Here is a 26317-nt window from a genome sequence, read left to right as displayed (position 1 = left end):
CAAAGGTGTCGTGCAGATCATGATGGAATCATTCGGTGCAGATTTGATTGAGCAGCTCCGTCGAAATCTTGGCGATGCCTTTCAGGCAGTGTCAGGCGAGAATCTCGACTGGGGGGCGTTGCTGGTACAGGTACTTGGCCAGCTGCTGGTCTCTGTAATCTACCTTGGCGTCTTCCTGGGCGTTTATCTGATTCTGATCGCTGCCATCAGGCTGGGCCTGGGTGAGCGGCGAACGAAAACCCCTCTTTACATCCAGATGCGCAGTGGCCTGCGCTATCTGGCCGGGTTGGGTGCGCTGGTAGTTATTCTTGCGCAATTCGGGGTTTCGCCTGAGGTTCTCAAGGCGATGGCGAGGGCGGGTTTCATGGTCCTCGGTTTCTACGTTGTCTGGGTAGTTTTCCGACGTCTGATCAAGGAAGGCACTTCACGCTATCGAATGGATCCTTCCATCCGGCAACTGGTCGAGAATCTGTTTGCGGTTATCGCCGCAACCCTTGCGGTGGTAACGGTGCTTGCCCAGTTTGGTTTCGATGTGGTGTCGATTATCGCCGGTCTGGGCATCGTCGGTATTGCCGTTGGTTTTGCAGCGCAATCCACTCTCTCCAATTTCATTGCGGGTATCACCCTGCTCATTGAAAGGCCTTTTCGAATCGGTGATTGGGTCACCATCAACGGACAGGAAGGCAAAGTGGTGAAGATTGCCTTGCGAACCACCTGGCTGCGAACCCGGGATAATATCTTCACGATGATTCCAAACGACAGTGTTGCCTCCACGGATATCATCAATTACAGCGCAGAGGGCGTGACACGCCTGAATATTCCCGTGGGGATTGCTTACAAGGAATCTGCGAAGGCGGCGAGGGAAGTGCTGATGCCGGTTTTGCTGGCTCATCCCGAAGTTTTGCAGGGCGCTGGCATGGAGCCCCGTGTTTTGCTCAAAAGCCTCGGTGATTCGTCAGTGAACCTCGAAGTCAAAGTATGGATAACGCCGGATAACCTGGATGTTCGGCCCAGAATCATGGCCGATATTCTCGAGCAGATGAAAGAAGCCCTGGATGCCGCCGGTATAGAGATTCCCTTCCCGCATCTGCAGCTGTTCATTGACGATGCAAAAGGATTGAAGCCGGTTCTCGAACCCTTCTACAGGCTGCGGGGATAAAACGGAAAATCTCTGCAGGCAGGCCTTTGGATGCTTGCATCTTTTGACTCGAGATCCTTTCGCAATCGTCTTGATAGTGGAGGGTCGGGCTCGCTTCCTGGCCTGTAAGGGTCTAGATTGTTGTGTATGGAAACTAATTTCCGCGTTTGGCTGGGACACTCTGGTCTGACGCATCGGGTTGTTGCCAATGCCCTTTGCGTTATTTCGAATATAAAAGGTTAACTTATGGCGATCACACCGGAATCCAAAATGTCGCAGGAAGTGCTGGCCTGGCGCGATCCCTCCATGGACTCGGTTCTCGGAACGGAAACACCCAAGGACCCAAACAAGGGCTATATTGCCCTTCTTGGCTGGAGTATTAATGCGATCAAGGCGGCTCAGAAGTTCGATCGCCGCTATATCGTGGTTGCCCCGGATTGGGCTGCCGATTTTTGCACGGCCAACAATATTCCCTTCATTCCCTGGGATTTTGTTCGCCTGAACGATCGGTCCATGGAAATCGCTGAAAAGCTGAAAGCCGAAGGCGTGGATGTCGCAATCCCATTGTTCGAGGAAACGGTGGAATGGTCAGGCGCGATCAACTCTGTTCTGTTGAATAATCCGCGTATGTACGGCCAGTCCATTTTGTTCCGGGACAAGGCGCTGATGAAACGTCGGGCCCAGCTTGGTGGTATTCGCGTCGGGATTTTCGAAGAAGCCCACGAAAAGGATGACATCATTCGCTTCATGAAGCGGGTTAACCAGACGCTGCTCAAACTGGATGGTGACCCGGACGATCCGATTCACGTGAAGGCCTTCGATAAAGCCGGCTGCCTGGGTCACCGCATGATCCGCACTCTGGAAGAAATCGATACGATTCCGGACGAGGAATACCCCCTTCTCATGGAAAGTCACCTGAGTGGCTGGGAATTCGCCGTTGAGGCCTGGATCCACGATGGCAAAATCAAATTCCTGAATATTTCAGAGTACGTCACCCTGGGTTACTCGGTATTTGTTCCTGCCACGAAGGAACTTGAAAGCTGGCGCGAAGCAATCACCAAGCAGATCGAGTTGCTGGTCAAAACATTTGATATCCAGTTCGGTCTGATTCATCCGGAGTACTTCGTAACCAGCGACGGCACCATGTACTTTGGCGAAGTTGCGTATCGCCCACCCGGGTTCAAGGCCTTCGAATTGATTGAACGCGCGTATGGATTCAATGCCTACCAGGCTTCCATGCTGGTGTTTGATCCCAAGAGCACCAAGGAAGAGGTCGATGCCTTCTTCCCCCGCGAAGTGGTCGATGCCAAAGGTTATGCCGGCTGCTTCGGTGTTTATCCGAGACGCCGCGTGGTGAGCAAGCTGGAAATGCCCAAAGAGTGCATTGAGCATCCTTACTTCGAGTCTCACGAGTTGGTGGCCCCTGCCGAGGAAACAGTTCCGGACCGATCCGCTTTTGGTACTCACTGGGGGCTTGTGTTCTTTTTCGGTGACGACCCGATCAAGATGCGGGATCTTCTGAAATCCCAGGAGGAGCTGGACTTCTACGTCTAGGAACGACAGGAGCCGGCTGATACCCGGCTCCTGATAGTCCGACACAGCTTCTCCGGGGCGTTACCAGTTCTCTGAGAAAGGCCGCGCATCGAGCTCGAAAGTCCAGGCTGAGCGTGGCTGGTTGTGTAGCTGCCAATAGATTTCCGCGAGTTCGTCGGGCTCGATAATGCCGTCCTCGCCCTTGCTCGCATAGAGGTCCGGCAAAAATTCTGCCGTGGCTTCATTGCGGATGAGGCCATCCACCACCACGTGAGCGACGTGTATCCCTTGCGGGCCCAATTCCCTTGCCATGCTTTGCGCCAGGGCGCGCAGCGCATGCTTGCCGCCGGCAAAGGCCGCAAAGCCGCGTCCGCCGCGGAGGCTCGCGGAGGCGCCGGTAAAGAGGAGAGTGCCTTCATTGCGTTGCAGCATTTTCTTTGCGACCTCGCGCCCGACCAGAAACCCGGCCAGTGCGCACATCTCCCAGACTTTCCGGTAGACCCGGGTGCTGGTCTCGCAGATATCGAATCGAACGTTTCCGCCCACGTTGAAGACGGCTACCCGTATTGGGCCATGCTCTGACTCAACGCGTTCAACCAGCTCAATGACCTGGTCTTCGTCCCTTGCATCGGAATGGATGGCTGTCGCGCTCGAGCCGAGAGCCTGAATTTCCGAGCTGAGAAGATCAAGATCCCCGCGCCGGCGGGTGACCACAAGGTGGAAGCCTTCCTTTGCAAAGCGCCGGGCGATGGCAGAGCCGAGGTGGTCTCCGGCCCCGATGATTAGAGCAACTGGTTTGTCTTTTGTTGTCATTTTGCCACCTTTAGTGAGGCCTTTATCCGCTGGTTCGAATCGTATCGGCGATCTTTTCAGCAATCATGATCGTCGGGGCGTTGGTGTTACCACCAATCAAAGTCGGCATGACCGAAGCGTCGACCACCCGCAAACCCTCAAGTCCGTGAACCTTGAGGCTGGAGTCAACCACGGCCAGATCATCTATGCCCATCTTGCAGGTGCCCACCGGGTGATAGATCGTATCCGCACGGGCGCGAATGTGGCGTTCCCATTCCTCATCGCTCATGCCGTCGTGAACGCCGAACATTTCGGATTGTCGGTACGGCGAGAGTGCAGGCCCTTCGAGAATCTCCCGGGTGATTTTTGCGCCTTTGATAGTCAGATTCAGGTCGTCCGGGTCGGACAAATAGTTGGGGTCGATGCCGGGATCGGCCATTGGGTCGGCGCTGAGCAGAAAAACACGCCCTCGGGATTTCGGCCGCAGGTTGCAGACGTGGCAACTGAAGCCGTGTCCCCAATGCAGTTTACGGGCGTGATCCTCCACGATGGAGACGACGAAGTGCAGCTGCAGGTCCGGCTTGTTCTGCTCCGGGTCAGACTTCAGGAATGCCGCCCCCTCTGCAAAGGGCGAGGCAATCATACCCGTCCCATCCGTTCGCCATTGGAGGGAATGGCGAAGCATGTTTTTCATGCCCGTTAAACTGAAGCCAAAGTTATCGGTATCCGCGGACTTGTAGGCCAGAATGAAATCCAGATGATCCTGCAGATTTCGGCCGACGCCCGGCAGCTCGTGAACCATGGGAATTCCATGCGGGAGGATGTCGTCGGGATTTCCCACTCCGGATAGCTGAAGTAACTGCGGGGAGCCGAAGGCACCGGCGGATAGGATGACTTCGCGGTTTGCTGAGGCCGTGAGCGATTGGCCCTTGAGTCGATACTCAACGCCGGAAGCACGTTTTCCGTTAAAAAGAATTCGGGTCGCACGGGCACCGGTCACAACCTTTAGGTTGTTGCGCTGTTCCATGATCGGATACAAATACGCCGCAGCGGTGGAGCAGCGTTCACCATTGCGTTCGGTGTCATGAAACTGGGTAACTTCATAGAGGCCAACGCCCTCGTTGTCGCCGGTATTGAAATCGTCGCTTGCGGGATAGCCGTGCTCTTTAGCCGCCTCGATAAAGGCTTCGGAAATGGGCCTTGGTGATCGCTGTTTGCAAACATGCAGTGGGCCCTTGGCTCCATGGTATTCGCTGGCTCCACCTTCATGGCATTCCGCTTTGCGGAAGTAGGGCAAAACATCGTCCCATCCCCATCCGTCGCAACCCAGCTCGGCCCATCCATCATAATCCGCGCTGTGTCCACGCACATAAAGCATTGCGTTGATCAGGCTGGAACCACCCAGCCCACGGCCTCTGGGTTGGAATCCTCGACGCCCAGCCAGCTCGGGCTGATGCTCTGTATTGAACGCCCAGTTGTTGATCTTGCCATGGCCGGGCATGATCGCGACCACACCAGCTGGCGCGCGGGTCAACAAGTGATCGCCCTTGCCGCCTGCCTCCAGGAGACAAACGCTGACATCAGGGTCCTCACTCAATCGCGCCGCCATCACGGCGCCAGCCGATCCGCCACCTACAATGATGTAATCAAAAATCATACGGTCCCCGGTTCCTGTTTTTGTTTTGGGTGTACGCTTTCCTGAGCCAGAAAAGGCAGCAGTCAACGAGATGCAGGATCAAGGTTAGACCATCGCCTGGCCGAGCGCCTCTTGGCAGATGGACAGACTGCTAAGAGCGTAGGATGCCGAACTGGTCGTGATTCCCGGTGCCGGGCATGCTGCAAATCTTTCGCACCCGGATCCGGTTAATCAGGCATTGGATAATTTCTTGGAGCGACTGTAGGCCGCGGATTCATTCCGCGGCATCCGCTTCCTGCTTGGTTTCATGCTCGTTTCCCGGGGCGTGCTCTGGTGGGCAGTAGGTTGTGTAAAGCTTGAACATGCCGTTTCCGGTGTTACGGAAGTTGTGAAAGGTACCCGAGGGCACGATGCTGACGTCGCCCGCCTTTACAGGTACCTTCGTTTCGCCGATCGTCGCTTCTCCCTCGCCCGAGACGAAATAAAGCAGTTGATCATGTCCCTCGTGAACTTCGCCGCCAATCTCGCCGCCTTCGGGAATGGCCATCAGAACGAGTTGCGTATGATCTCCGGTCCATAATACCTGCCGGAACTCTTCGTTGCTTTTCGCCATTTCCACAACGGGTAGCGTGGTTCTGCGAACTTCTTTCATTCCAGTATCTCCATCCGTGAATTCAGTATTTGGTACTCCTTTTAGCCGCAATCGGATCGCCGGTCTTCAGGCGAAGTCGTAATCACCGCCTTTCTCGAGCGCCCTCTGATAAGCCGGTCGGGCATGAACGCGTTTGACCCATCCGCTGATGTGAGGCCGGTTCCTGCCGACGATGCCCCTGGCTACGGAAGCCTCAAGCGGGAAGCTCATCTGGATGTCCGCCGCGCTCAGTTTGTCCCCCAGGAACCAGGTGTTCTTCGCCAGATGGCTTTCCACGAAATCCAGGTGGGTCTTGATCATCGGGCCTATAAACATCTCGTTGGTTTTGTCCGAAATGCCTTTGGCGACAGGTTTAACAAAGAACGGCATCGGGCTGGTTTTTACCTTTTCGAAGACAAGGCGCAACACCAGAGGCGGCATCAATGAGCCTTCGGCGTAGTGCAACCAGTAGGTGTAGTCGAGCCAGGCTTGCCCCCCGCTCTCCGGGAGCATGGTGTCTTTGCCATAGGTGTGCGCCAGGTATTCGATGATGGCACCGGATTCGGCAACCACCAGTTCGCCGTCTGTGATCACCGGGGATTTTCCAAGCGGGTGCACCTTTTTCAGGCTTTCGGGGGCCAGCATGGTCTTGGGATCTCGCTGGTAATGCTTGATCTCGTAGGGAACACCCAGTTCTTCCAGCATCCAGAGAACGCGCTGTGAGCGGGAATTGTTGAGGTGGTGAACTGTAATCATGCGCAAGCTCCGTTCGCATTGAAAAATGGTCGGGTGTGAAGAGTAGTCTGCAAAGAGCGTTTTGGTTCACCGCTGGCGGTGATTAAGTGGCTAATTACGATTGCGCACCGCAAAGCCGTGGCGCCTGAGCTCCTTCAGAATCTCGGGCACCTTGAAGGGCATCAACGTTCGCGTTGTTTTCAGAAGACTGATGGCAACATGCATCCTTTTGTACCAGAGTACCTGGCGGATCTTCTTCTTCATCGGGTGATAGCCTTCCCGATAAAGCTCGTCAACGCGGTCGGCGTTATTGGTAAGGCTGTAGTCGCTCAGGTCCAGAGGTACCGATATGTCGGCATGCTTCAGTTGCTTGCGGGTGTTGAAATCGATGCCAATGTTGATGGCGTTGGAAATGACATCGAAGGTGTTGTCCGGCTTCGGATAACGGCTGACATGGCTGAGATCAACGGCCACCGTAATACCAGCACCCATTTTGGCCAATGGCGAAATGGGGACGTTTTCCACCAGCCCCCCGTCCACCAGAATCCGCCCATCGATTTCAACAGGTACAAACAGGCCGGGAACCGCCATTGAGGCGCACACGACATCCGCCAGATTGCCTTCCCGGAAGATCAACTGTTCGCCGGTTTCGATATCCGTGGCACAGATGGCCAGCGGAATCTCGGCGTCCTCGATCCGGACATCGCCCAGATCGCGGTGAATCATCTCCCGAATGGCGTTGGTGCTGAACAGCCCTCCGCGCTCAAAGGTAAAGTTGATGATTTTGGAGAGGTTCAGCGTTGAGCAAATGCTGAGGATGGATTCCGCCGGGCGGCCGAAAGCGTAATAGCTCGCGATAAGCGCGCCGGCGCTCGTGCCCGAAATGCAATGAATCTTGATTTGCTCTTCTTCAAACGCTTTCAGCACACCAATGTGCGCAATGCCTTTGGCAGCGCCGCCTCCCAGAGCCAGACCGATGCGGGTGTTAAAGGGGTTGAGTTTCATCAGCGGGAACCTTCAGGCGTTGCGAGGATTCGTAGCGCCCAAGTCTAACAGAGTTGGAAATTTTAATTCTTAGAGTTCAAAATATTGGGGTGGCACTTAGAGAGGTAAACTTTCCAACCGACTGCCGGGTTATGCAGTCATAGGAGTCCTCACATTGGGTGACGTCATTTCAGACGATTATCAGACCGACTATGTAGCCGGTCAGGATAATATCGAGAAGTTCGGCTTCGATATCCACAACATCGTATTTCCGTTAACCGCAATCCTGATTGTTGCCTTCGTTGTCGGAACACTTATTTTCCCCGCAGGTGCAAAGGAGTTGCTCGATAGCGCCAAGAATGGTGCGATTGCTGTGTTCGACTGGGGCTTTCTTCTCAGCGCAAACCTGTTTGTTGTTTTCTGTCTGGCCCTTATTTTCATGCCGGTGGGCAAGATTAGGATTGGCGGGCTTGATGCCAAGCCAGAGTTCTCTCTGCTGTCCTGGTTTGCCATGTTGTTCGCAGCTGGTATGGGTACCGGGCTGATGTTCTGGTCGGTTGCCGAGCCTGTGGCCTATTACACCGACTGGTATGGAACGCCCCTCGGTGTTGAGCCAAACACTGCTGAGGGTGCCCGCCTTGCGATGGGCGCAACCATGTACCACTGGGGTCTGCATCCCTGGGCAATCTACGCGATTGTCGGGCTCTCGCTGTCGTTTTTTGCCTTTAATAAAGGCCTGCCACTAACCATTCGCTCTGCCTTTTTTCCAATTCTGGGAGACAAGGTGTGGGGATGGCCCGGTAATGTCATCGACACCGTGTCGGTACTGGCGACCATCTTTGGTCTTGCAACCTCGCTCGGGTTTGGCGCCCAGCAAGCGGCATCCGGTATTTCCTACCTGTTTGATATTGAGGGAGGCCTGAATATTCAGGTCGGCGTGATCGCCGGCGTTACGGCTGTTGCTACCCTCTCCGTGATTCGGGGGATCCATGGTGGTGTCCGGATTCTCAGTAACGCGAACATGATCATGGCCGGGCTGCTGCTTCTGTTTGTAATATTTGCCGGCCCCACACTCGCCGTGTTCCAGTGGCTCTGGGATACGTCGGTCTCCTACGCGTCCAATATGTTCTCGCTCAGTAATCCCTTTGGCCGCGAGGAAGACACCACCTGGTTCCATGGTTGGACGGTCTTCTACTGGGCCTGGTGGATTTCCTGGTCACCGTTCGTAGGTATGTTTATCGCGCGGGTATCCCATGGCCGCACGGTGCGTGAGTTCGTCACGGCGGTTCTGATCATCCCGACCATCATTACTCTGTTCTGGATGAGCGCATTCGGAGGCGGGGCGCTAAATCAGGTCCAGAACGAGATTGGCGTGTTGGGTTCCGAGGGTCTTACCGAAGTGTCGTTGGCCATGTTCCAGATGCTGGAAAATATCTCACTGTCTGGAATCACCTCGTTTATCGGGATCACTCTGGTGTTGACGTTCTTCGTCACATCCTCAGATTCCGGTTCCCTGGTGATTGACAGCATCACGTCTGGCGGCAAGACCGATGCCCCGAAAGCCCAGCGCATCTTCTGGGCGGTCACTGAAGGGACCATTGCCGGGGTGCTTCTGTTCGTTGGCGGTGAACAAGCCCTCAACGCTCTGCAAGCTGGCGCCCTGAGTGTCGGGCTGCCGTTTACGCTGGTGCTGTTGGTGATGACCTACAGCCTGTTCAAAGGCCTTCATCATGAACGCCGCTTGCTGATTGCCGAAGGCAAGATGGTGTAACCCCAGGCTGATATAAGGTGACGCTGGAAGGGCCCCTCATTGAGGGGCCCTTTTTTGAGCGAGAGTATCCGGTCAGGACGGGTAGAATTGCCGGATGGCCGTCAGCAGCGTGTCGACATCCTCACGGCTGACATCCTGGTGGGTCACAAAGCGGATCGGGTCGCCGGCCGTAATCAGGATGCCCTGTTCGGCCAGGTAGTCTTTCAGCTGTGACGCCTGGCCCGCCTTGCACCTTGCGTAAACGATGTTGGTCTGGGTACTGGCCGGGTTGACCTCAAGTTCCGGAATCTTTGCCAGGCCGTTGCTCAGGTATTCGGCGTTTTCATGGTCCTCGAACAGTCTAAGCGGCCCCCTTTCGAGCGCGATACGTCCCGCGGCGGCCAGAATGCCGGCCTGGCGCATGCCGCCCCCCACCATTTTGCGCAGCCGGGTGGCCCGCTTGATGAATGATTCCGACCCCAGCAGCAGCGATCCAACCGGTGCGCCCAGGCCTTTGGACAGACACACGCTGACGGAATCGTAGTGCCGGGTTATTTCGGTGACATCGCAGTTTGATTTTACGGCGGCATTGAAAATACGGGCGCCGTCCAGGTGCAGAAGAAGCCCGTGTTCGTCGCAGAACGCACGGGCCTGCGCCTGGTAATCGAGGGGCAGTACTTTGCCTCCGATGGTGTTCTCAAGGGAGAGCAGACGGGTGACGGCAAAATGAAAATCGTCCGCCTTGATCGCGGCCCGGGCTTTTTCCAGATCAATGCTCCCGTCCGGCTCGTTCTCGATCGGTTGGGGCTGGACACTGCCCAGCACCGCGGCGCCTCCGCCCTCGTACTTGTAATTGTGAGCGGACTGGCCACAGAGATACTCATCCCCGCGGCCACAATGGCTCATGATGGCAAGCAGGTTGGCCTGGGTGCCTGTGGCAGTAAAAAGGGCCGCTTCGAAGCCGAGCCTCTCGGCGGCGTAGGCCTGCAGGCTGTTAACTGTAGGGTCGTCGCCATAGACATCGTCTCCAACCTCGGCGCTGGCCATGGCTTCGCGCATCTCGGGGGTAGGGCGGGTCACAGTATCGCTGCGGAAATCAATCATTGTTCCTGGCGCCTTTTTCTTTCCTCGGGTGTCTGCATTCTACAGTGCAGCATGAATCATGGAATTCCCACCCTTTGCATTATTCCCGATTCGTCCCCATAAACCAGAACAAAGCCAAACAACAGGAGATCAGCAATGACGGCACCAACCCTTAAGGAACAACTGAACAGCGCGGTAAAAGAAGCAATGCGGAACAAGGATAAAACCCGCCTGGTTACTTTGCGCATGGCCCAGTCTGCCGTGAAGCAGATTGAGATTGATGAACGCCGCGAGCTCAATGACGAGGATGTTCTCAAGGTGCTGGACAAGATGCTCAAACAGCGCCGCGACGCGGCCAGTCAGTACGACGAAGCCGGCCGCGAGGAATTGGGCGATAAAGAGCGAGCGGAAATGGTGATCATTGAAGAGTTCATGCCGGCGGCTCTCAGCGAGGATGATCTTGACGGGTTGATTCGGATGGCCATCAGTTCAACGGATGCCCAGGGCATGCAAGACATGGGCAAGGTGATGAATGAACTGAAACCCCAGGTGCTTGGCCGCGTTGAGATGGGGCATTTGAGCAAGAAAGTGCGGGCCGCGCTGGCGGGTTGATCCAGTTAACCATTTCTATCGCATAAAACGGGGCGACGCGTCGTTCAGAAAATCGTCGCGCGGAAATGCCTCGGAAGGTATTTCTGTTCAAATTCGAAGGAAAAAGGAAAGCGTTATGTCTATCGAACAAGTGCTCTATCGTGCCCATGCAGAAGCAACCGGTGGTCGTGACGGCCGTGCAATTTCGTCAGACGGCATTCTCGATGTAGAGCTGGCAACCCCGACAGAAATGGGCGGTGCCGGCGGCAAGGGGACCAACCCGGAGCAACTTTTTGCTGCAGGCTATTCCGCATGCTTTATCGGCGCCATGAAATTTGTGGCCGGTCGCGACAAGCTCAAGATGCCGGAGGATGCTTCCATTGAAGGCGTGGTTGGCATCGGCCAGATCCCCAATGGGTTTGGCATTGAAGTGGAATTGCGCATCAGCCTCCCGGGTATGGACGATGCCGAAGCCAAGCAGCTGATCGATGAAGCGCACAAGGTTTGCCCATATTCCAACGCGACCCGTGGCAACATCGACGTAACACTCAACCGGGTAGGCTGATACCCGGTTTGGATCCGGTCTCGGAACCTGGATCTACCAATCGAGCCTGAGGCTTGCCAGCAGGGCATCCCCAAGGCTCAGATCCTCGGTGCCCGTGTTCAGGTCCTTGTATTGGACACGGGTAGCCAGACTGGCTCCTATACCAAGAATGATGGTTGGCCAGGATTGTTTCCCCTGGTGCGCCCGATAAGTCAGTTGGGCTCTCCACTCACGTAAATAGAGCGCGCTTTCTACTTCCCTGTCCTTATCCAGCGTGGCCCAACGGTCCCCGTTTCGTTCCACCCGGAACGCCCAAACCTGCCCCGGGCTCTGCCACTGCATCAGAACAGGGAGGTCTACCAGCCAATGGCCTTGTGCGTTGCTTCGTTCCCAGCGTGCTCTGGGGAGCCAACGGAAAGAGCCAAACCTGTGAATTGCGCGATCTATGCCCTACTATTTTAGCGTCAGTTTTTTCAGCCGCCGTGATTTTCAGGAGCCTATGTCCGATAAAGAGCTACGCACCCGATCCGACAAACAGGCGATCGACCAGTTTATCAATGAGGTTCGCACATTGCCCAAGCAGGGTGGCGGGCAGGGGCGGCTGATTTTCGCGCTGGACGCGACTGCAAGCCGGGAAGCTACCTGGGACCAGGCCTGCCATCTGCAGAGCGAACTGTTCATAGCAACCCGGGATCTGGGTGGCCTGGCCATTCAGCTCTGCTACTACCGTGGCTTCGGTGAGTTCAAGGCCACGGGGTTTGTGACCGAAACCGGGCAGTTGCTGAATCTGATGAACGGCGTTTCCTGCCTCGGTGGGCGCACCCAGATCAGCCGGGTATTGGCCCATGCGGTGAAAGAGACCCGTGCAAAGCCCGTCAAAGCTGTGGTGTTTATCGGTGACTGTTGCGAGGAACCGGTGGACGAGCTCTGTCACACCGCCGGGGAACTGGGAATGCTGCGCACACCGGTGTTCATGTTTCATGAGGGCAATGATGCCCATGCAAGGGCGATATTCCAGCAGGTGAGCAAGCTTTCAGGGGGCGCATACGCACCCTTTGACCGTAACAGTCCTCAGGTGCTCAAGGATCTTATGGCGGCAGTTGCGGTCTATGCTTCCGGGGGAGCCAAGGCCCTGCAGGATTTTTCCAGCCGTAGTTCCCCGGAAGTGAAACGCCTGACCAGCCAGATCCGGTAATGTTTGTGAGAATCCATTGATGGGCCGGTGTGCCCGGGGTATTTGAGTGCCTTTAACGCTTGTTGCCATCGTTGTCGCGGTTGTGGCTTGGGTGTGGTTGCGCAATCAGCCTGCCAGTCAGCGCAATGCCGCCATTCTCAAGCTGGCTCTGCTGGCCGGTATCGGCATCGTCGTCTTGCTGGCTGTGACCGGGCGTTTGCATTTTGTCTTCGCCGGTTTGGCCTTTCTCTATCCTCTGTTGCGTCGCCTGCTGCCATCTCTATTGCGTGGCGGGCTCGGTCGCGTGGCCGGTGGTGCCGGGGCCAAGTCGGGCAACCAGTCCCATGTTTCCAGCGATATTCTGGAAATGACTCTGGACCACGACTCGGGAAACATGAGCGGCAAGATCATCAAGGGCCCGATGGAAGGGAGAGAACTGGCGGAGTTAAGCGAAAGCGAGTTCCTCGAGCTATTGCGCTATTGCCGCGGCCAGGACGAGGATTCTGCCCGGCTCCTTGAAACTTACCTGGACCGCCGGTTCGGAGACTCCTGGCGAGCAGACGATGAGGCGGCCTCTGAAAGCGATCCGTCGGACGGCAGTGGCAATACGGGCGGCCCGCTTACCGAGAGCGAAGCGCTGGACATCCTGGGGCTCGAGCCCGGAGCCAGTCGGGAAGAGATCATCAAAGCCCATCGGAGGATGATGCAAAAGCTTCACCCGGACCATGGTGGCAGCAATTACCTGGCGGCGCGCATCAATGAGGCCAAGGAGTGTCTCCTGGGCTGAGGTGCATCCTGGTTTGCAGGCATTTGCTCAGAGTGATTGCCTGCACGCCGGGATAAGGATATTGTTCAAAAACTGAACTTTTTAGCCCGAGGTGAGAAGACAGCGGTTTGAAGATTTCAACGCTCGCCCAGTGTTTTTTATTGCTTCTGACAGGGTTCCCGCTGGTCGCGAATTCGGAGCCACTGCCGCGGCTAACAGTTCTTGCTGCTGAGATACCGGGGGCAGCGGAGCCAAGTCTCGAGGGGCGAGATATTGAATTGGTTTTGGCGACTTTCGATGAGTGCGGATTTGAGGCCGAATTCATCATGCAGCCTTTTGAGCGCCATGCAAGGACCTACACGGATCGTCAGGACTTCGATGCTATTGCCACAGTACCTTTGCACTGGCGTCTTCCCGGTTATTCCACATCCGCCTACATCTGGTACCAGAACGGTGCCTTCTACAATCATTCTCGAGTAGGCCCGATCGAAAGGCTCACAGACCTCGCCGGTCTTGACGTGGTGACCTTCCGCGAAGGGGTCGATGTGCTGGGAATCAGCGACAACGTACCCGAATTCGCCTCCCTCACCGAGATCGCCGATCAGACCATTCACTCCCGGCTACTGTTTATGGGCCGGGTCGATGCGATCCTGGCCGACGGATTCGTGGTCGCGGAAGTGAATCGGAGAATCTTCAACAAGAAGCGCCGTGGTGAAAGCTGGCCCTCGCAGTCTGATGCTTTTCGTTTCGCGCCAATCTTTAACCCGGCGCCGCACAAGATGGTTTTTCGGAACCCCGCATTCGCCGCTGCCTTTGATCAATGCTTCGACGATTTGCGGCAATCGGGTGTGATTGGTCTCATCAATCAGAAATACATCGATAAGTATCAGAATGTGCTACGTTTCAGGTATCTGGGGCGATAAGTACAGATCCTTACGGAAAACCAAGCGAACGTGGACGATCGTGTGCGTATAAAGTGAAAGCGTGCAGCCTCATGGAGCGGAGCGATGCATTATTTAACCTTTCCAATCGTCATTGGCCTGCTGGTTCTCTTTTCGAAACTTGCGGCCGCTTCGGTTCCTGTCGCCGTTGGTGAAGGATTGAAGGGCGTGATCGGGTACTCCGATGGCAAGCTCCATGGGTCCCTGGCGCCGCTCTACGAATGTGTCTTTGATCGCGCTGACATCCAGCCCCAGTATATTCAGGTGCCTCTGAAAAGAGGCCTGGGGTATTTGCACTCGGGAGAAGTCTCGATGGTTCTGCCCCTTGCCCAGAGTGAGCGTCGGGACAGAATCGGCGAGTTCGCCGGTGAGTTGTTTTCGGCGGACTATGTTTTTGTTTCGAATCGTCAACTTCCGCCGATATCTGAAACCTCGGGCCTTAAATATGGGCTGCCTCGGAGCTTTGTTGGTGAACAGTTCATTACCGACAAAAACCCGAGAATCGAAGAGGTGACGGACTGGATGCAGTTGGTCGCCATGCTTCACTACGACCGCCTGGATGCCATCGTTCTGCCCGCCCTTCTTGTCGGGGATCTGTTCGGCCCGGAGGTGGTGAATGTCTTCGAACAGCCCGCGGGCACGCTGCCTGTCTCTCTCTATATGTCTCGGGACACGCTAGCGACGGCAGATATGAACCGAATTAAAGGCGCGATTGAAAACTGTCGGAACGGCGATCTGGTATCCGAACTGAAGTAGAGCGCCGACTCAGGCGCCCTCGGGAGACCTCACTTTCTGTTTACCGGAAGCCGTTTTCCTTCTCGACGGTTGCCTTGGTTTTCTGACTATTGGGGTTGGAGGTGCCGGCTCGTTGCGCAAGTAAGCCCCGGGCGCCGGTTCAATCACCGGCAGATTGCCCTCTCCCGGAATGCGAGCCTTAACCTCACCGCCACCGAACTGCTCGGCCCAAGCCACCCAATCCGGCCACCAGGAACCTTCGAACTGCTCGGCACCTTTCAGCCATTCCTCTGGATTGGCCGGGTTGTCTTCGTTGAGGCGATAGCCGTACTTCTTCTTCTCGGGTGGATTGATGATGCCGGCGATGTGCCCTGAACCGCCGAGGACAAAACGCAACGGGCCGCCCAGGTTACGTGCGCCTTTGTAGCAGGAGATCCAGGGTGCGATGTGGTCTTCAATCGCAGATGCAAAGTAGGCGGGGGCCTTTACCTTTCTCAAATCGATCGGAGTACCCGCCAGTGTAATACCCCCGGGCTCACGCAGCCGGTTGTTCAGGTACATATTGCGGAGGTAAAAGCTGTGCATGGCCGCTGGCATGCGGGTGGCGTCCGAGTTCCAGTACAACAGGTCAAAGGGCGCCGTGTCGCGGCCGAGAAGGTAATTATTGACGAAAAAAGACCATATCAGACTGTTGGCCCGCAGCATGTTGAAGGCCGTTGCCATGGAAGCGCCTTCAAGATAGCCCTGTTTGTTCATGGCCTTCTCGATTTTGGCAATAGAGTCCTCGTCGATGAACACTTCGAGATCGCCGACTTCCGAGAAATCCATCATGCTGTTGAGAAACGTCGCACTTTTTACGCGATCATCCCCGCGAGCGGCCAGCCAGGCGAGCGTGCAACCAAGCAGAGTGCCGCCGATGCAGTAGCCGACGGTATTGATTTCCCGCTCACCCGTCGCCTGCTCGATGGCATCCATGGCGGCGACCGGACCTTCGAGCATGTAGTCCTCAAAGGTCTTGTGTGCCAGCTCTGGCCCGGGATTTACCCAGGAAACCACAAACACGGTGTGGCCCTGTTCCACCCAATAACGAATGAAGGATTTTTTCTCGCCAAGATCGAGGATGTAGTACTTGTTGATCCAGGGCGGTATCACCAGCAAAGGCCGGCGATGAACTGTCTCGGTGGTCGGCCGGTACTGGATGAGTTGCATCAGATCGTTCTGGAACACCACGTCGCCGGGTGTGTTGGCCAGATTGTCGCCCACCTCAAAGGCGTCCGGGTCGGACATGCGGAAAGGCATCGGGCCCTTTCCCTCGTCCAGATCACGCAGCAGGTTTGCCAGGCCTCGCAGGAGGTTCTTGCCCCGTGTCTTAACGGTTGTGCGCAACACTTCCGGATTGCTCAGAACGAAGTTGCTTGGGGCGAGGGCATCGGTCATCTGGCTGGCGAAAAAACGGACTTTCCGCTTATCGTGATCGTCCAGATCCCTGACATCGTCAATGGTGTCCATAACCCAGCGAGTTGACAGTAAATAGGCCTGCTTGACGGCGTTGAAGGCTATGACGTCGTTCCAGGCCTGATCCCGGAAGCGGCCGTCGCCGGGCTCCGGTTCGGCTACGGTCAGTGGTTTCTTGCCAATACCGCTGGCCAGCAGGCCAGACCAGAACAGACTGGTGTCCTTGATCAGTCGCATCTGCGCGAACAGAAGCGTGTCTGGCTGGGTTGCAAGCTTGCCGGTCAGGGTGACAAAGGGTTTGGTCATGCTCCCGACGCTGGCCGGATTCGGCGGGCCACCGCGCAAACGGCGCATTATGGAGCGCTTGAGCAGGTGACCACCATGAACACCCACTCGTGCCAGAGAGCGGCTTACCACATTGGGTTCGAAGTCAGGCGTTGATTGCTTTTTTATTGGTTTATCAGCCATTTTTTCGCCTTCTGTCTTTCAAGTGTTACATGTAAACGCCGCCGTTAACGTTGATCTGCTGGCCGGTGATGTAATCGCCTTCCGCGGCCAGGAAGACCACGGCGCGGGCAATTTCCTCCGGCTTGCCAAACCGACCCATGGGAACCCTGGCAATGATCTGTTCACGGATATTCTCCGGGACCTGGGCCAGCATTTCGGTTTCCGTGAAGCCCGGGGCAATGGCGTTGACCGTAATGTTGTATTTGGCCATTTCCAGTGCCAGGGTCTTGGTAAACGCGATAATGCCGCCCTTGCTGGCCGCATAGTTGGCTTGCCCGAAGTTGCCGGCCTGCCCGACGAATGAGGTGATGTTGATGATGCGGCCGTACTTCTGGTCCATCATGATTTTCAACACTTCCGAGCAGGTGGCGTAGACGCTGCCCAGGTTGGTATCCAGGACGTCGTTCCAATCGTCGTCGGTAAGCTTCTTCATGGACTTGTCTTTGGTGATGCCGGCGTTGTTCACCAGAATGTCTATGCGGCCCCACTCGTCCTGAACCTGACGAACCAGGCTCCGCGCTTCCGGCATCTTCGAGAGGTCTGCTTTGAAGGCAAGTGCCCGGACGCCGGTGGCCTCGATTTCCCTGGCAACTTCGTCGCCTTCAGGCTGACGTGAGCGGTAGTTGATGGCGACATCGGCGCCGCGTTGAGCAAGCTGAAGTGCGATGTGACGACCGATGCCGCGTGAGGCACCGGTTACGAGGGCGACCTTGCCCTTGAGGTCTTGCATGAAATCCTCCCTGGAGCGGTAGCCCGCTCTGGTTGTTATTCCTTATTATTAATCACCTCATTCAAGCTAGCAGAGCACCTGAGTCGCGACAAGAAAATGTGATACCCGTCACGCTTCGCGGATGAATGTCTTGAGCCGCGGCGCAATGGATTCGCGCCATTGGCTGCCATTGAAGACACCGTAATGGCCAACCCCCTCTTGCAGATGGTGCAGACGCCTGGCGTCCGGGATATTCACGCATAGTTTATGGGCGGCCCGGGTCTGCCCGGGGCTGGAAATGTCGTCTTTCTCGCCTTCAATCGTCATCAGTGCTGTTTTTTCGATAGCCGCCGGATTCACTTTTCGGCCCCGGTGCATGAAGCAGCCCCGGGCAAGGTGAAACTCCTGGAAGACACGCTGGATGGTGTCCAGGTAATAGGTGGCCGGCAGATCCATGACCGCGAGGTATTCGTCATAGAATTCACGATGACGTCTGATCTTTTCGACCTCCTTGTCACGCATGGACTTGAACAGGCCCCGGTAGGCATCAATGTGGCGGTCGAAGTTCATGTTCACGAATCCGGTCAGTTGCAGAAAGCCGGGATAAACCTTCCGCATGGCCCCCGGATAGGGCGCGGGTACCGGGTGAACCAGGTTGCGTCGGAACCAGGCCAGGTTGTGTTTGGTGGCCAGTTCGCAGGGTGCCGTGGGATCAATACGTCCGTCGATGGGGCCGCTCATGAGAGCCAGCGAGCGCGGTGTTGCCGGGTTTTTATCTTCGGCCATGAGAGCGGTGGCTGCGAGCACCGGCACGACGGGCTGGCAAACCGCCAATACATGGGTGTCTGGCCCAAGCTGTTCAATAAAATCGATAACGTAGTCGATATAGTCGTCCAGCCCAAAGTCGCCAGCCGACAAGGGGACACGACAGGCATCACGCCAGTCGGTGATGTAGACGTCGTGGTCTGGCAGCATTTCCTTGACGGTACCCCGCAGCAGAGAGGCAAAGTGTCCGGAAAGCGGCGCAACGATCAGGAGTTTCGGGTCATCAGGCCGCGATACGCTGCGCTGGAAATGCTTGAGCTGGGCAAAGGGTTTGCGCTGGAGGATGACTTCACTGACGTCCACCTTTTCGCCATCGCACACTGTTGAGTGCAGATTGAAGGCCGGTTTCGGGTAGCGCCGGGTCAAATCGCCAAACACGCCATAGGCGGAGGCAATGCTGCGAGCGCCCGGTAAGCGGGATAAGGGGCTCAGGGGATGTCTGAGCAGTTTACTCTGTGCGTCTGTCGCGATACGCAAGGGCATCAGCGCTGCGCGGCTCATTTCATGGGCAAAATACATCATGATACTGTCCTGCTTGAGTTATGGAGTCCGGAAGTCAACGCAAAACTCAACAGCCATCGATTTCCGCGCTCGATCTTTGATACCCGATGCTCATAGAGATCCGGGCGAAACAGATACAATCTTCCAAAAAGGTTGAAAATGTTCTTGTCGCAAATGAATTCGCCACCGGCCTTGGGTTTGGCCAGAACCCAATTGAGTTTGTAGAGCCGGCCCTCGGAGACCATGTCCACGTGCGGGCCTACCTTGTGGCCTTCTGGATATCGGACCAGGTATATATTCAGGCGTCTGGAATGAAAGAGAATCCGGGTTTTTACTTTTGCAGGCATGGTAGTGGCATACGCTCTTGCAGAATCGCTATCAGCAGTTTGCGCGCTGTGCGGCCCGTTGGTCAATTATGGCCGGGAACTCGATCGTACAAAGATGAGGATTTGAACTGATGGCCAGAGCATCAGGTGGTCGCAAGCTTTTGCGATGGTTTTTGCTGCTATGCGCTGGCGCTATCGTGCTGGTCCTGTTGGTGGTTCTGATGTTCCGTTTCGTAAATCCACCCACCTCGGCCTTCATGCTGGGTTATCAGCTTCAGGGCACGAACAAATCCATCGCCCACGAATGGGTGCCCATGCGCGAGATCTCTCACTGGATGCCGCTGGCGGTAGTTGCCAGCGAGGATCAGCGATTCCCGCATCATGTGGGCGTGGATTTTGAGGCGGTTCGTCAGGCGCTCTCGGAGTACCGGGCCGGCGACGGGCTTCGAGGAGCCAGTACCATCACCCAGCAAACGGCCAAGAACCTCTTTCTCTGGAACGGTCGCAGTTTCATTCGCAAGGCCATCGAGGCGGGGTTGGCACTTGTAATAGACGGCCTCTGGTCAAAACAGCGGGTACTGGAAGTTTATCTGAATATTGCCGAGTTTGGCCCCGGAATTTATGGCGTTGAAGCCGCCAGCCAGGCCTACTTCGGCAAGCCTGCCCGTCACCTTACCGAGTACCAGGCCGCGCTGCTCGCGGCCGTGCTCCCGAATCCGAAAGTCCTGCGGGTCAATTCGCCATCGTCGTATGTGTTGGAGCGAGTGGCCTGGATTCGGGGCCAGATTGCACAGCTGGGTGCTGGATACCTGCGAGATCTCTAGTTTGCAGATGAGCAGATTTATTGGCGTGACCCCTGGCGCGGACTCGTTGATACTAGGGGTATTGCAGGACCACTTATTTTTAAAGGATTGCACGAATGTCTCTCTTCCCCGACGACAACGGCGAGAACGATCTGTTCATGTCACGAACCGACCCGGAAAACCCGCTGGGCACCCATGCCCCCTACAGTTTCGAGTTGGAAGGCAAGATCTGGCCAACCGTGGAACACTATTTCCAGGGAATGAAGTTCACTGACGACAACCGCCAGGAAAAGGTGCGCAACGCCGACACGCCCGGCAAGGCAGGAAAGCTTGGGCGCAAGCGCCACAAGAGCCTGCGTCGGGATTGGAAACAGGTGCGCGAAACCGTTATGACGCGGGGGATCTACGTGCGTTGCCGAACCCACCCCGAGCTGGCGGAGGCTCTGCTGGATACCGGCGACACGAAAATCGTTGAAAACAGCAATTTCGATTATTTCTGGGGTTGTGGCCGGGATCGGCGGGGTGAAAACCGGTACGGGAAAGTGTTGATGAATGTGCGGGCCAGATTGCGGGAAGAGCGGGCGGCGCAGGCTTGAACTCCAGCCTGCGCGCCAACTGCAACGCTGGTAGCGCAGGTTAATCGCTCTGCTTCAAGCCCATTTCCCAGAAATCAATCTCAAGCCGGGTGGCGTCGCTGAAAATCCGGGTTAGTTCCTTGAAGCGGGCAGGGGAGACGTCGGCCAGTCGCTCATTGAGCCAGCTGATCTCTGCCTGCATTGCGTCCTGGAACTCGTCGCTCTCGTACATGGCGATCCAGGCGTCGTACGGGTTGTTCTCACCCCGAATCGTTTCCGCCCGGCTGTTCAGCCAGTTGGCGATTTCACCGTAACCCACCATGCAAGGCGACAGGGCGACGTGGAGGTCCAGCAGATCACCACGGTTGCCGGTATCCAGAACATAGCGCGTGTAGGCGAGTGTGGCGCGGGCTTCCGGCAGTTCGGCCAGCTCTTGTTCGGAAATTCCCCATTCCTTGCAGTAGCTGATGTGCAAATCCAGCTCCACATCCACAATGGCCTGCAAACCTTGCTTGGCCTGGCGGAGATCCGACAGTGTCGGGCTTTTATAGGCTGCAAGAGCAAAGGCACGCGCGAACTGGATCAGGAACAGGTAGTCCTGCTTGAGGTAATGCTGGAACGCTTCGGGCGCCAATGACGCATTACCCAGTTGCTGCACAAAGCTGTGCTCAATATAGGCTTGCCATTCCGTCTGACAGCTCTTTTTCAGGTCTTCGAACTGATAAGGCATGCTTTCTCCTGGAGGACGGTCGACTCAGTAACAGGAATTCGGTGACGAGTCCGGGTTGATTTCGCCGGCGACTTCTTCCGGATCAATGCCGTGACTGACCAGTACTTCCCGCACAAAATTCACCTGCGCGAGAATTCGGTCAGCATCATCTCCGTATTCAAACCGGTTGATCTCGACCGGCTGGGGCATGAAGGTAAAGGCGGTTTTCAGGGCGGTGAGCGTGTCTTCGTCGGCCATTGGCATACTCCTCGTGCGATTTGAGTTTCACAGGAGGAGTATACGCAAGTCTTCAGGTTCAGGCCCGCCGACGGCTGGATGCCACCAGCGAACCCAGAACCACGAGTATCGCTGCCAGCGGAAGCCGCCAGTCTGGCGCGGCAATCCCGGCCAGTACCAGGAAAAGAGCAGCCAGTACCGGCACCGCATAGGCGAGGCTTCCCACCAGGGCTGTAGGCCCCTTCCGAAGGGCCAGATCCCAGGCCACCATGGCCAGTCCGTATGGCCCCAGGCCCAGGGCGACGCCAGCGGCCAGCGCGGTTCCTGAAGGCAGCGCATGGGCCGAGCCGGATACGGTGTCTGCGGCGGCTGCTCCGGCGCCTGCCAGAAGGAACAGGCCGGGCATTACCGGAGCGATCGCCACAGGTGTTGCCTGGCAGATCCACGAATACAGGGCCCAGCAGCCCCCGGCCAGAAGAGCCAGGCCGTAACCAGTCAGATTGCCTGAGAAACCATTACTCAGGGCCTCCGGGCCCAGCAGCAAAGCCGCCCCGGAAAAGGCAATCAGTGCCCCTGCAACAACCGGGAGGGCGATCCGCCGATGGAAAGCCCACTGGCTGATCAGGATAAACATAACCGGCCAGGTATAGGTGATCAGAGACGCCTCTGCGGTGGGCGCCATGCCCAGGCCGGCCAGATACGCGCCGACCGCCCCCAGTACCAGCAAAGGCACAAGACCGAAAATCACCAATTTCCATTGCCAGGACACTTTCACAGATTTACGCGCTTCGCGGCCCCGGAAACTCATGGGCAGCACCGCCAGTGCGCCACTGATCAGGGCGATGGTTGTAAGTTGAAACGGAGGGATGGAGCGCGCTGCATCCACCAGCAGAGGTGCGACGGCCCAAAGCACCACGGCAACCAGAGCTGCGATGATGCTCAGGACGTTTGGCAGACCGATGGTCGCGTTAAGAATCCTCATGGGCAGTCCTCCTTTAGCCGGTGTGTTGCGATCTGACAGTGGCAGGATATACTCGGATTAAAGATCACAAAAACAACGGTTTTTGATAAAAAGCATCACAGGAGTTGATGGTTTGCGTCCCAGGATTCTTGATCTGAACGTGCTGCAAACGCTGGTGGCCATTGCCGACACCGGAACGGTGACCGCAGCGGCCGAACGGCTTGCTTATACCCAGTCAACCGTGAGCATGCAGCTGCATCGCCTGGAGTCCCTGCTGGAGGTGCCTCTTCACGAGCGGGAAGGGCGGCGGATACGCTTTACCGCGGAGGGCGAGCAGTTGATCGGTTATGCCCGGAAGATGCTGGCCCTGAACAACGAGGCATTGGATTCGCTTCGGCAGCGGCAGGTTTCAGGACAGTTGAGCCTGGGTATCCCGGAAGACTATGCGTTTTTGCTTACCTCCGTTCTTTCCCATTTCAGCCAGTTGTTTCCGGCGGTTCAGTTACAGGTAATTTGCGGGTCTAGTGTCAGGCTTTTGCAGCAGGTGCAGGCCGGTGAGCTGGACCTGGCGGTTGTAACACGCCAGACCCGCTCTCCCGGGGGTGAAGTGATTCGCCGGGAGCCACTGGTGTGGGCGGTCGGCGCCGAGAAACAGCCATCCCTCACAGATCCCATTCCTCTTGCGCTCTACTCGCCGGGCGCCGATGTGTTCCGGGAGGTGGCGGAGCAGGCGCTGTTTTCTGCGGGTCGGCAATGGCGACTGGCCTACTCAAGTCAGTCGATGACGGGGCTGATGCCCGTCGTTGTGGCCGGATTGGCGGTGGTACCGGTAACCCGCGATATGCTCACGCCCCAGTTGCGTGTTCTGGACGAGCGAAGCGGTATGCCGGCCCTGCAATCCATCGAGATGGCTCTGCACCGGCCATCGGGCCGCCCCACTGAACCTGCACGGCAGATGGCGGAGCTGATCCGGGAGCATCTGGCGGGAGATGGCTGATCTGTCCCCGTGTTAGGCTGACGATATCGTGTCTAAATGCAATGAACGGGATATGCCATGAAAACGATCAACATCGACATTGTTTCCGACATCGCCTGCCCCTGGTGTGCCATTGGCTACGCCCGCCTGGAGCAGGCCATGAAACAGCTGGCGTCTGAATACGAATTTGGCCTCCAATGGCATGCCTTTGAACTGAACCCGGATCATACGGGTGAGGGTGAGCCCATCCTGCCGGCTCTGGCCCGCAAGTACGGCCGGAGCGAGGATGAGATGCGCGCTACCCAAAACCAGATGATGACGATTGCGAAGGATCTGGGCCTCAATTTTGAGAAAATGCAGGAGCGTTTCACCTGCAACACCTTCGATGCCCATCGGCTGGTCAAGTGGGCTGCTGAGCAGGGCAAGCAGACGGAGATGAAGCAGGCGCTGTTCGAGGCCTATTTCGGAAAGGCAGAGGATGTTTCAGACCCGAACGTGTTACTGGGCTGCGTCGAGAGCCTTGGGCTGGATCGCGACAAGGCTAAGCAAATTCTGGATTCAGATGAATTCGCCGACGTGGTCCGGGAGGACGAAGCGACCTACCAGCAGGCCGGCGTTTCTGCCGTGCCGGCGTTCATCGTGAACGGTAAGTACCTGATTTCCGGCGCCCAGGAACCGGATACCCTGGTACAGGCATTCGAGGAAATCGGCGCAAAGCCTGAGTGAGCGCCTGAACTGGAGAGGAAATGCCGAAACCTTCCGAAGCCCGCCAGAAGGCCATTCTGGAGCGGCTGGATAAATTCAGCCGGTTCACCGACAGCAACATTGCTATCCCGTTTACCAATATAAAGATAGGTGCGGAGGCAGTGATTGGCCTGTTGCCCGTGGTGGGGGACGCCGTGGGCCTGGTACTGGGCGGGTACGTATTGGTGGAAGCGCAGAGGGCGGGCGCCAGCAAGGACGTCAAGCTTCGCATGCTGCGCAACATGGGCATTGATTTCCTCGGTGGCCTGCTGCCTGTGATAGGTGATGGCTTTGACGCGGTATACAAAGCCAACACCCGCAACACCCGCTTGCTGAGAAACTACCTGGAAAAAGAGTTGGCGATTGAGCCACCCCCGCCGCCTTTCCCCTGGATGACCGTGATCTGGTTGTCCGTGCTGTTCGCTGTTGTTACCGGTGGCTTGTCGCTGATCCTTTAGAGCGGCTGCGGTAACTCTGACGTTTTTAGTCGACTCGGTGTCGTATTGGTTCCTTCCGAAAAGCTAAAAGAGGGCCACATTAGGGCTATCGACAACCCGGGAAGGGGGAGATAGCAATGGCTGTTAAATTCGAGCAAGCACTTCTGGATTATCCACAACAACGGGCCGGTGCGGCACGCCAGCCCGACAGCGTCGACCAGTCTGATCGACGCGTTCCCATCAACCTGCGCCAATCTGGACCCACGCCGGTGGAGATGCTGATTTCCACACGGGTCCGCAAGTCACCGTACTGGCATCTGGCCTATGAGGCGGGCTGCTGGCGCGCGACGGTCTACAACCGTATGTACCACCCCCGGGGTTATGTCCGCCCGGAAGACGGCGGTGCCATGCTGGAATACGAGTCGCTGATCCACGACGTCACCATGTGGAACGTGGCGGTTGAGCGTCAGATCCAAGTCAAAGGCCCGGATGCCGAGCGGTTCGTGAATTACGTGATCACCCGCGATGCGACCAAGATCAAGCCCATGCGTGGCAAGTACGTCATCCTCTGCAACGAGGAGGGTGGCATTATCAATGATCCTGTTCTGCTGCGGGTCGCCGAGGACGAGTTCTGGTTTTCGCTTTCCGACAGTGATCTTGAGCTGTGGATGCGGGGCGTAAACGTTGGCATGGGATTCAATGTCACCATTGCGGAAATCGATGTGGCGCCCGTGCAGATTCAGGGGCCCAAGTCTGAAGCCCTGATGGCGGACCTGTTTGGCGACGCCGTTCGGGACATTCCCTACTATGGCTTGATGGAGGGCCAGGTGGCCGGCCACGACGTGATCGTTTCCCAGACCGGCTTTACCGGAGAGAAGGGGTATGAGATTTACCTCAAGGATGCGACCAAATACGCCGAGGATCTCTGGTACACGGTGCTTGCCGCGGGCGAGCCGCACAATCTTCGGGTTATAGCGCCCGCCCACCATCGCCGGATTGCTGCGGGCATTCTGTCCTGGGGCCAGGATGTGGATCAGGAAACCCTGCCGTTCCAGTGCAACCTGGCGTACCAGGTGCCGCGCAACAAGGAGGCGGATTACATCGGCAAGCAAAAGCTTGAGCAGGTCCGTGAGCAATTGGACGCCGGTCGCCCGCCTTTCAGCCACATCATGGTGGGCATCCGTTTTGGCGGCGGCAAGGTGACTGACTACTCCAACGATTTCTGGCTGATCAGCGGCCCGGACGGCGGCGAACCGGAGGGCTATGTTACTTCCCCCTGGTACTCCCCGGAGCTTGAGACCAACATCGCGCTGGCGTATGTGCCGTTTGACCTTCGGGCTGTCGGCACGCGGCTGACTGTGCATCTTCCTGTGGAATATGCTGCCGCGGATGGCTCAACCGCTGTGGAGGCGGAAGTGGTGGAAGTGCCCTTCCGGCCCTCGGTGAATCCCAACGCCCGCGAAAGAGCCCGGGCCAAGGGGATCGACTTCGCCGATTAACCGAACGGCGGGAACCGGCG

Annotated in this window: 29 protein-coding genes; 15 read left to right on the top strand and 14 right to left on the bottom strand. The window is 56.8% G+C overall.

Features of this window, described 5'->3' with window-relative positions:
* Positions 1–19: 19 nt before the first annotated feature.
* A complete protein-coding gene (locus MDHKLMBL_RS08855) occupies positions 20–1159 on the top strand; it encodes a mechanosensitive ion channel family protein (RefSeq protein WP_062782166.1) in 1140 nt (379 codons plus the stop codon).
* 225 nt (positions 1160–1384) lie between these two features.
* Positions 1385–2692, top strand: coding sequence for a carboxylate--amine ligase (locus tag MDHKLMBL_RS08850; protein WP_014578068.1), 1308 nt, complete (start codon positions 1385–1387; stop codon positions 2690–2692).
* 60 nt (positions 2693–2752) lie between these two features.
* Here MDHKLMBL_RS08850 and MDHKLMBL_RS08845 read toward each other — a convergent pair whose 3' ends face one another.
* From MDHKLMBL_RS08845 to MDHKLMBL_RS08820, 5 genes are all read right to left on the bottom strand, one after another.
* Positions 2753–3484, bottom strand: coding sequence for an SDR family oxidoreductase (locus MDHKLMBL_RS08845; protein WP_104270633.1), 732 nt, complete (start codon positions 3482–3484; stop codon positions 2753–2755).
* A 22-nt stretch (positions 3485–3506) separates the two neighbouring features.
* Entirely contained in the window at positions 3507–5120 is a 1614-nt protein-coding gene (locus MDHKLMBL_RS08840; RefSeq protein WP_104270632.1) for a GMC family oxidoreductase, read from the bottom strand.
* A 253-nt stretch (positions 5121–5373) separates the two neighbouring features.
* Complete coding sequence (locus MDHKLMBL_RS08830; protein WP_104270631.1) at positions 5374–5751, bottom strand: cupin domain-containing protein; 378 nt, start codon at positions 5749–5751, stop codon at positions 5374–5376.
* A 66-nt stretch (positions 5752–5817) separates the two neighbouring features.
* Positions 5818–6486: a glutathione S-transferase family protein gene (locus MDHKLMBL_RS08825; RefSeq protein WP_053112853.1), complete on the bottom strand. Its 669-nt coding sequence runs from the start codon at positions 6484–6486 to the stop codon at positions 5818–5820.
* A 90-nt stretch (positions 6487–6576) separates the two neighbouring features.
* Complete coding sequence (locus MDHKLMBL_RS08820; protein ID WP_008172443.1) at positions 6577–7470, bottom strand: patatin-like phospholipase family protein; 894 nt, start codon at positions 7468–7470, stop codon at positions 6577–6579.
* A gap of 154 nt (positions 7471–7624) precedes the next feature.
* Between MDHKLMBL_RS08820 and MDHKLMBL_RS08815 the strand changes: the two genes are divergently transcribed.
* Complete coding sequence (locus MDHKLMBL_RS08815) at positions 7625–9220, top strand: BCCT family transporter (protein WP_008172442.1); 1596 nt, start codon at positions 7625–7627, stop codon at positions 9218–9220.
* A 72-nt stretch (positions 9221–9292) separates the two neighbouring features.
* On the opposite strand, the gene ltaE is transcribed toward MDHKLMBL_RS08815, so the two are convergent.
* Positions 9293–10303: a low-specificity L-threonine aldolase gene (gene ltaE / locus MDHKLMBL_RS08810; protein ID WP_104270630.1), complete on the bottom strand. Its 1011-nt coding sequence runs from the start codon at positions 10301–10303 to the stop codon at positions 9293–9295.
* 135 nt (positions 10304–10438) lie between these two features.
* Between ltaE and MDHKLMBL_RS08805 the strand changes: the two genes are divergently transcribed.
* Together MDHKLMBL_RS08805 and MDHKLMBL_RS08800 are read left to right on the top strand one after the other, a co-directional pair.
* Positions 10439–10894: a GatB/YqeY domain-containing protein gene (locus tag MDHKLMBL_RS08805; protein ID WP_014578054.1), complete on the top strand. Its 456-nt coding sequence runs from the start codon at positions 10439–10441 to the stop codon at positions 10892–10894.
* Positions 10895–11009: 115 nt separating this feature from the next.
* Positions 11010–11438, top strand: coding sequence for an organic hydroperoxide resistance protein (locus MDHKLMBL_RS08800; RefSeq protein WP_104270629.1), 429 nt, complete (start codon positions 11010–11012; stop codon positions 11436–11438).
* 33 nt (positions 11439–11471) lie between these two features.
* On the opposite strand, the gene MDHKLMBL_RS08795 is transcribed toward MDHKLMBL_RS08800, so the two are convergent.
* Positions 11472–11759, bottom strand: a complete 288-nt coding sequence (locus tag MDHKLMBL_RS08795) for a hypothetical protein (protein WP_062781409.1) — start codon at positions 11757–11759, stop codon at positions 11472–11474.
* A gap of 157 nt (positions 11760–11916) precedes the next feature.
* Here MDHKLMBL_RS08795 and MDHKLMBL_RS08790 point away from each other — a divergent pair, with 157 nt between their 5' ends.
* The 4 genes from MDHKLMBL_RS08790 (at position 11917) to MDHKLMBL_RS08775 (ending at position 15054) form a co-directional block, all read left to right on the top strand.
* Entirely contained in the window at positions 11917–12612 is a 696-nt protein-coding gene (locus MDHKLMBL_RS08790; protein ID WP_104270749.1) for a hypothetical protein, read from the top strand.
* Positions 12613–12658: 46 nt separating this feature from the next.
* Positions 12659–13378: a DnaJ domain-containing protein gene (locus MDHKLMBL_RS08785; protein WP_104270628.1), complete on the top strand. Its 720-nt coding sequence runs from the start codon at positions 12659–12661 to the stop codon at positions 13376–13378.
* Positions 13379–13485: 107 nt separating this feature from the next.
* On the top strand, positions 13486–14280 hold the full coding sequence (locus MDHKLMBL_RS08780; RefSeq protein ID WP_227499638.1) for a transporter substrate-binding domain-containing protein: 795 nt from the start codon (positions 13486–13488) through the stop codon (positions 14278–14280).
* A gap of 84 nt (positions 14281–14364) precedes the next feature.
* Positions 14365–15054 carry a transporter substrate-binding domain-containing protein gene (locus MDHKLMBL_RS08775; RefSeq protein ID WP_104270627.1) on the top strand — a complete coding sequence of 230 codons (690 nt, stop codon included), beginning with the start codon at positions 14365–14367 and terminating at the stop codon, positions 15052–15054.
* Between the two features lie 9 nt (positions 15055–15063).
* On the opposite strand, the gene MDHKLMBL_RS08770 is transcribed toward MDHKLMBL_RS08775, so the two are convergent.
* From MDHKLMBL_RS08770 to MDHKLMBL_RS08755, 4 genes are all read right to left on the bottom strand, one after another.
* Positions 15064–16956, bottom strand: a complete 1893-nt coding sequence (locus MDHKLMBL_RS08770; protein ID WP_104270626.1) for a PHA/PHB synthase family protein — start codon at positions 16954–16956, stop codon at positions 15064–15066.
* 25 nt (positions 16957–16981) lie between these two features.
* Positions 16982–17725: a 3-oxoacyl-[acyl-carrier-protein] reductase gene (gene fabG / locus MDHKLMBL_RS08765; protein ID WP_053112845.1), complete on the bottom strand. Its 744-nt coding sequence runs from the start codon at positions 17723–17725 to the stop codon at positions 16982–16984.
* Positions 17726–17833: 108 nt separating this feature from the next.
* A complete protein-coding gene (locus MDHKLMBL_RS08760) occupies positions 17834–19051 on the bottom strand; it encodes a polyhydroxyalkanoate depolymerase (RefSeq protein WP_039881948.1) in 1218 nt (405 codons plus the stop codon).
* Positions 19048–19377: a 2OG-Fe(II) oxygenase gene (locus MDHKLMBL_RS08755; protein WP_082813960.1), complete on the bottom strand. Its 330-nt coding sequence runs from the start codon at positions 19375–19377 to the stop codon at positions 19048–19050. Before MDHKLMBL_RS08755 ends, MDHKLMBL_RS08760 begins: the two co-directional genes overlap by 4 nt.
* A 110-nt stretch (positions 19378–19487) precedes the next feature.
* On the opposite strand from MDHKLMBL_RS08755, the gene mtgA reads away from it, so the two are divergent.
* Together mtgA and ybiA are read left to right on the top strand one after the other, a co-directional pair.
* Positions 19488–20180, top strand: a complete 693-nt coding sequence (mtgA, locus tag MDHKLMBL_RS08750; RefSeq protein WP_104270625.1) for a monofunctional biosynthetic peptidoglycan transglycosylase — start codon at positions 19488–19490, stop codon at positions 20178–20180.
* 95 nt (positions 20181–20275) lie between these two features.
* Complete coding sequence (ybiA, locus tag MDHKLMBL_RS08745) at positions 20276–20755, top strand: riboflavin biosynthesis intermediates N-glycosidase (RefSeq protein ID WP_104270624.1); 480 nt, start codon at positions 20276–20278, stop codon at positions 20753–20755.
* 40 nt (positions 20756–20795) lie between these two features.
* Here the strand turns inward: ybiA and tenA are convergent, their stop codons facing one another.
* The 3 genes from tenA to MDHKLMBL_RS08730 are packed head-to-tail and all read right to left on the bottom strand — an operon-like array spanning position 20796 to position 22662.
* A complete protein-coding gene (gene tenA / locus MDHKLMBL_RS08740) occupies positions 20796–21464 on the bottom strand; it encodes a thiaminase II (protein WP_104270623.1) in 669 nt (222 codons plus the stop codon).
* 24 nt (positions 21465–21488) lie between these two features.
* Positions 21489–21701: a hypothetical protein gene (locus tag MDHKLMBL_RS08735; protein ID WP_008172415.1), complete on the bottom strand. Its 213-nt coding sequence runs from the start codon at positions 21699–21701 to the stop codon at positions 21489–21491.
* 58 nt (positions 21702–21759) lie between these two features.
* Complete coding sequence (locus MDHKLMBL_RS08730) at positions 21760–22662, bottom strand: DMT family transporter (RefSeq protein ID WP_104270622.1); 903 nt, start codon at positions 22660–22662, stop codon at positions 21760–21762.
* A 112-nt stretch (positions 22663–22774) separates the two neighbouring features.
* Between MDHKLMBL_RS08730 and MDHKLMBL_RS08725 the strand changes: the two genes are divergently transcribed.
* From MDHKLMBL_RS08725 to MDHKLMBL_RS08710, 4 genes are all read left to right on the top strand, one after another.
* Positions 22775–23638: a LysR substrate-binding domain-containing protein gene (locus MDHKLMBL_RS08725; protein WP_104270621.1), complete on the top strand. Its 864-nt coding sequence runs from the start codon at positions 22775–22777 to the stop codon at positions 23636–23638.
* A gap of 57 nt (positions 23639–23695) precedes the next feature.
* Positions 23696–24343, top strand: coding sequence for a DsbA family oxidoreductase (locus MDHKLMBL_RS08720; RefSeq protein WP_104270620.1), 648 nt, complete (start codon positions 23696–23698; stop codon positions 24341–24343).
* Positions 24344–24363: 20 nt separating this feature from the next.
* Positions 24364–24819, top strand: coding sequence for a DUF4112 domain-containing protein (locus tag MDHKLMBL_RS08715; RefSeq protein WP_104270619.1), 456 nt, complete (start codon positions 24364–24366; stop codon positions 24817–24819).
* Positions 24820–24935: 116 nt separating this feature from the next.
* Positions 24936–26297, top strand: coding sequence for a glycine cleavage T C-terminal barrel domain-containing protein (locus MDHKLMBL_RS08710; protein ID WP_104270618.1), 1362 nt, complete (start codon positions 24936–24938; stop codon positions 26295–26297).
* The last annotated feature ends 20 nt before the right edge of the window (positions 26298–26317 follow it).

The sequence above is a fragment of the Marinobacter flavimaris genome, assembly GCF_002933295.1.
Classification (GTDB): domain Bacteria; phylum Pseudomonadota; class Gammaproteobacteria; order Pseudomonadales; family Oleiphilaceae; genus Marinobacter; species Marinobacter flavimaris.
This window is presented reverse-complemented; position numbering and strand designations above follow the sequence as displayed.

Excerpts from the sequence above, each read along its gene's own strand:
- MDHKLMBL_RS08840 (WP_104270632.1), bottom strand. The coding sequence starts at position 5,120 with ATGATTTTTGATTACATCATTGTAGGTGGCGGATCGGCTGGCGCCGTG.
- MDHKLMBL_RS08795 (WP_062781409.1), bottom strand. The coding sequence starts at position 11,759 with ATGCAGTGGCAGAGCCCGGGGCAGGTTTGGGCGTTCCGGGTGGAACGA.
- MDHKLMBL_RS08710 (WP_104270618.1), top strand. The coding sequence starts at position 24,936 with ATGGCTGTTAAATTCGAGCAAGCACTTCTGGATTATCCACAACAACGG.
- MDHKLMBL_RS08770 (WP_104270626.1), bottom strand. The coding sequence starts at position 16,956 with ATGGCTGATAAACCAATAAAAAAGCAATCAACGCCTGACTTCGAACCC.
- ybiA (WP_104270624.1), top strand. The coding sequence starts at position 20,276 with ATGTCTCTCTTCCCCGACGACAACGGCGAGAACGATCTGTTCATGTCA.
- MDHKLMBL_RS08790 (WP_104270749.1), top strand. The coding sequence starts at position 11,917 with ATGTCCGATAAAGAGCTACGCACCCGATCCGACAAACAGGCGATCGAC.
- MDHKLMBL_RS08805 (WP_014578054.1), top strand. The coding sequence starts at position 10,439 with ATGACGGCACCAACCCTTAAGGAACAACTGAACAGCGCGGTAAAAGAA.
- mtgA (WP_104270625.1), top strand. The coding sequence starts at position 19,488 with ATGGCCAGAGCATCAGGTGGTCGCAAGCTTTTGCGATGGTTTTTGCTG.
- MDHKLMBL_RS08830 (WP_104270631.1), bottom strand. The coding sequence starts at position 5,751 with ATGAAAGAAGTTCGCAGAACCACGCTACCCGTTGTGGAAATGGCGAAA.
- MDHKLMBL_RS08800 (WP_104270629.1), top strand. The coding sequence starts at position 11,010 with ATGTCTATCGAACAAGTGCTCTATCGTGCCCATGCAGAAGCAACCGGT.
- ltaE (WP_104270630.1), bottom strand. The coding sequence starts at position 10,303 with ATGATTGATTTCCGCAGCGATACTGTGACCCGCCCTACCCCCGAGATG.
- fabG (WP_053112845.1), bottom strand. The coding sequence starts at position 17,725 with ATGCAAGACCTCAAGGGCAAGGTCGCCCTCGTAACCGGTGCCTCACGC.
- MDHKLMBL_RS08850 (WP_014578068.1), top strand. The coding sequence starts at position 1,385 with ATGGCGATCACACCGGAATCCAAAATGTCGCAGGAAGTGCTGGCCTGG.
- MDHKLMBL_RS08730 (WP_104270622.1), bottom strand. The coding sequence starts at position 22,662 with ATGAGGATTCTTAACGCGACCATCGGTCTGCCAAACGTCCTGAGCATC.
- MDHKLMBL_RS08855 (WP_062782166.1), top strand. The coding sequence starts at position 20 with ATGATGGAATCATTCGGTGCAGATTTGATTGAGCAGCTCCGTCGAAAT.
- MDHKLMBL_RS08735 (WP_008172415.1), bottom strand. The coding sequence starts at position 21,701 with ATGGCCGACGAAGACACGCTCACCGCCCTGAAAACCGCCTTTACCTTC.
- MDHKLMBL_RS08845 (WP_104270633.1), bottom strand. The coding sequence starts at position 3,484 with ATGACAACAAAAGACAAACCAGTTGCTCTAATCATCGGGGCCGGAGAC.
- MDHKLMBL_RS08825 (WP_053112853.1), bottom strand. The coding sequence starts at position 6,486 with ATGATTACAGTTCACCACCTCAACAATTCCCGCTCACAGCGCGTTCTC.
- MDHKLMBL_RS08760 (WP_039881948.1), bottom strand. The coding sequence starts at position 19,051 with ATGATGTATTTTGCCCATGAAATGAGCCGCGCAGCGCTGATGCCCTTG.
- tenA (WP_104270623.1), bottom strand. The coding sequence starts at position 21,464 with ATGCCTTATCAGTTCGAAGACCTGAAAAAGAGCTGTCAGACGGAATGG.
- MDHKLMBL_RS08715 (WP_104270619.1), top strand. The coding sequence starts at position 24,364 with ATGCCGAAACCTTCCGAAGCCCGCCAGAAGGCCATTCTGGAGCGGCTG.
- MDHKLMBL_RS08720 (WP_104270620.1), top strand. The coding sequence starts at position 23,696 with ATGAAAACGATCAACATCGACATTGTTTCCGACATCGCCTGCCCCTGG.
- MDHKLMBL_RS08775 (WP_104270627.1), top strand. The coding sequence starts at position 14,365 with ATGCATTATTTAACCTTTCCAATCGTCATTGGCCTGCTGGTTCTCTTT.
- MDHKLMBL_RS08755 (WP_082813960.1), bottom strand. The coding sequence starts at position 19,377 with ATGCCTGCAAAAGTAAAAACCCGGATTCTCTTTCATTCCAGACGCCTG.
- MDHKLMBL_RS08820 (WP_008172443.1), bottom strand. The coding sequence starts at position 7,470 with ATGAAACTCAACCCCTTTAACACCCGCATCGGTCTGGCTCTGGGAGGC.